This is a genomic window from Paraglaciecola sp. (genome assembly GCF_030730205.1).
GTDB lineage: Bacteria > Pseudomonadota > Gammaproteobacteria > Enterobacterales > Alteromonadaceae > Paraglaciecola.
Map to the genome: position 1 here is coordinate 1 of NZ_JANQVQ010000094.1, position 4,212 is coordinate 4,212.

Below are 4,212 nucleotides of genomic sequence, written 5' to 3' on the forward strand. Positions count from 1 at the left end.
TTGTCAAAACCCATCATAATTTCAAACACCCCAGGGGCGTCACTCGCTTCACCCCTTATAGCGACAGCGAAATCGATACTGTCACCACCACCACCAGGCCAAGCTTCCATATTATCATATTCAATAATAGTTAGATTTGGTCCCGCACTGGCCAAACTCACACCAACTAATGAACCAGGAGTACGATTAGGCGTTGGAATAACCATATCACGCCACAGTACAGCGATTAAACTGTTTGGATCTGACACATCTGGAATAGGAAGATTTACCCATGGATTGGAGCCTGGGGTCGAATTAAAATAAACGAATCCATCGTCGGTAAAGTTAAACCCACCAACAAATGATTCTCCGAAGAAATTAAAGTTTTGACCAGAAAACGCAGAATAAGAAACAGTGTCCCCGGTAATTGCGTCGATAGGTAAAATACCAAACTGTTCTAAATCAGTGTAAGCGCCATTATTCGCAAAAGGCATAGCACACGCAGGATCTTCCATACTTGTAACAATGTTATAACCGGGGGCTGCGTTAAGTAAAGACGCTTGTGACACACTCCATGAAATGCTATTTTCGGTTACACCTGCGGCGCCACCAACAGACTCAGGGACGAGTGAAAAGCCTGCTGGAATAGTAGCTTCAATACTATAATTTCTGTCCTCTGGGCTTAGGTTAGCAGCGACCTCAACGGTAAAAGTAAGAGTATCACCTGCAACCGCAGAATTGCCACTGACCTGATATGTTACATCGTTTGCGCCACGCGTTAGAGTAACAGGAATAACCCCGATATTATCTGGGTTAGATGAATCTGTTCCTAGCGTAACCGTACCATAATAGACGGTTCCCTCAACTGAACTCGGTAGATCCCAAATTAAGCGAAGATCGAATGGCGTGGCTTGTGAAACGACACTTGGACCAGTTGCCATCATGTTTTGACTATCGCCAGCGACTACAGCGGTGTTTAAGATTATTTCGTCAGCACCCGCACCAGAAGATTGCCAGTTTTGCACCATAACCCACCATTCGCCACTCGCTAAGTCTGAAATATCACATGACTCTTGAGCAGTTGCGGTAGCACTTGAGCAAACCACTTCGTTTGCATCGGGTAAACCGTTACCGTTTAGATCAAAACCAATAAATAAATCAACATCTGGCGATTCTGATTGTGCATCGGTTGTAAATGCTACAAGGCGAGTTGCTTCAGCAGGCACGTCAATTAAAACAAAAGCAACGCCATCACTCAGATTATCGAACGCAGAGCTATTGTTTGAATCGCCCAGCAAAGCTAAAGTACTAGCATTAGGCGACGTAAGACCGCTTATATTGACTTGTAGGTCATCGATTGCGCCAGCTTCTAAGTCTGATACCAAATAGGAGTCAGCGTCTCGGCTTGCTAAGATGATTACCTCATCGGGTAACTTGCCGCTTGCTGGATTAAAAGACACTGTTAGGTGTTGAACAGGCATATCGCCAACCGGAGTAAAGATTACTTTTTCATGCGACCAAACGCCATTATCTAAACCACGACTGTCTGCCGTTATCACTACACTTTGGCTCTCTCCTTCAAGTAAATTAAAGGTCTCTGGGTTAACCGAAATAGAAGGGTCACTGGTCGTGACACTCCAACTGCCGTCTGCTGTAGCCTCAAATGTACGAACCCATGAACAATTAATAACACAAGCGCGGGTTACTAAACCTGCAACGTTAAGATTCTTTGGGTCGCCGCCTAGGGCAGGGTTGGCAGCTTCAAAATTAGCAATACTTTCGTCAAGCAGTAATCCAGCATTTGCAGCTAAATCAACACGAATCACACCGCCGCCCACATCAAATGGGTCTGCAGGAGTAATACCATCTTCTTTAAATGCTACTGTATTGGCTGTTGTTGCAAGAGCAGACAAAATTTCTGCATCAGTCCACTGGGGTTGAACTTGTTTTAACAAAGCACTGGCACCCGCGGTATGAGGGCTCGCCATAGATGTACCACTTAGAAAACCAAATTCGGTTCCGTTAGCCAATGCTGCATATATGTCAACACCAGGGGCGCCAACAGAAACAGGCAGGTAGTCTTGGCCGAGGTGAGGACCACGAGAAGTAAAGTCACCTGCGATGCTGCCTAAAGCAGGATTACTGCCAAACTGCTCAAGATTGTCACTGATTGTCGCCATGTGGTCAGTTCCCGAAGACAACCACCCTTTTAATTGGTTACCTTCGCTCGCTTCCAAGTGAATAGCTGGAATAACATGAGCATCGTTTGAAACACCTGCCGCGCCGCCATCGATATTGGTGAGTACACAACCCGCAGCCCCACCATCACGCACATTACTACACTTCAATGTTCTTGCTATTGTCCCGCGATCACAAACAACAATTTCACCATTCGTCCATGTTCCCTCAGGAAAAGGCACCAAACATTGTGCAGGCTCAGAGTCACCGTTACTGTAATTAGCCGCATATACGATTGGGGCAGGCCCATAACCAGCAGTTATTGCACGTCCTTCTAATTCAGCCGGTGGTGTTGTGTCACCACCGCTAAAACCATTGATAACCTTAGATTGAATATCTCGGTCATGGGTAAATGCACCAGAGTTTGTCATCCAAGGGGCACCAGAACTACCTAAAGTAGATGCATCAGGTCCGTTATTGCCGATTGAGTTTGCTACCGTTATTCCAGCCGCGCGAGCAGATAGAAACGCCAAGTCAACTGCATCAGTCCAAGGGTTAATAGTCACTGGCGTATTTGAACCGATAGAATGGTTTATGACGTCTACTTGGCCATCTAAAATTGCTTGTTCAATGGCGGCAACTCGGTCACTGGCAAAACAGCTCGGAGCACATACTTGAAATGCAATAATGTTGGCATGTGGCGCTACACCAGAAATGTTCAAATCTAAACCAGTGGGATTACCTTCAGCATCGAAAACTGGTGCTCCTATAATATTGCCTCCGGCAGTGCTGGCTACATGAGAGCCATGTCCATCGGAGTCCTCAGAATCTGTTTCAGTGGGCGTCGAGTCAATAAATAAATAACGACCAATAAGTTTGCTGTTACAAGGGATAGCAGGGTTGTATTTAGCATTATTTGGGTCACATTCACCTAAGTAATTACCTTCACCTAAAGGGTTGGTGTGTTGATAACCATCACCACCGACCGCGGCAAAAGAAGGATGATCACCATTGATGCCGCTATCTAAAATACCAATAACTATTCCTTCACCTTTGGCTTCAAGGCCAGTTGCTAAGCCGTTCCACAATTCAGGGGCACCAATATAAGTAGGGCCTCTGTCAGTATTTGGGAAGTCTTCACGATCAAGTTCTATTTTACTAATGCCCGGTACAGTTGATAATTTCTCTGCTTCTTCTTGCGTCATTTTAACTGACATACCGTTAAGAGCTGCTTTAAATTTTCTACTTATATCGAGGGTACGCCCTAACTCCTTGTTCATGGTTTTTTCCATGCTATTTTGGCGTTGTTTCAAGTAATTTAGATAGGCGACACTCTCGGGGCTATCAGCATCTAATTTCTGTAAAATCTTACCCGATTTTAGCTTTTTGCTTACTGCCGTTGCTTTTAAGCCTGTGATGGTACCTTCATAACTCGTCAAAGGTTCTTCTTCAAATTGCACAATGTACCGTTGTTCACCCGCCCCTGCCATTGCCTTTTGGGGAAGAAAAACTCGCTCTGGGTTTCGTTTTACGGATTTTTGTGCCTTTACATCATCTGCTTGTTGGAGATTAACTACACTGTCTGTAGGTTTTAAAGGTGGGGATTGGGTTACTGCCTGAGATTTTAAGGCGAAGCCGCTCATTAGAACAAAAACAGCGGAAGTCGCTGTTATAAGACGTTTTTTCATTTAGATTCCTGCCTATTCACTTAATTATTATTTGTTTTCGGACTTTTATTAAGACAACTCCGTTTTAAGACTTAGTCATATTTCAGGCAAATACTGCTCAAAATTTGCAAAATATAACAAATCAAACTTAAAGGGTTTTACCAAAATTTTAAAGCGCGAATAAAGACATATATTGAAATGTTATATAAGGATGATAGGGTAAATAAAACAATCTAAAAGAAGTGTAAGATAATTCTTGTTACAATTGTATTGTGGGTAGTTTGATGTTGCTGAAAAGTTCTGTTTTGACCTTGTTTTTTATGAATACCATTTAAATATCATAAAATATGAAACAAAAAAGCGCTTGATTTGCATCAAGCGCCTTTTT

General features: G+C 43.5%; 1 protein-coding gene. It reads right to left on the bottom strand.

Annotated elements, in window-relative coordinates; genetic code table 11:
- On the bottom strand, window positions 1-3,845 hold a 3,845-nt coding region (locus tag NWQ57_RS07805; protein ID WP_306021583.1), incomplete at its 3' end, for a S8 family serine peptidase.
- Window positions 3,846-4,212: the final 367 nt, after the last annotated feature.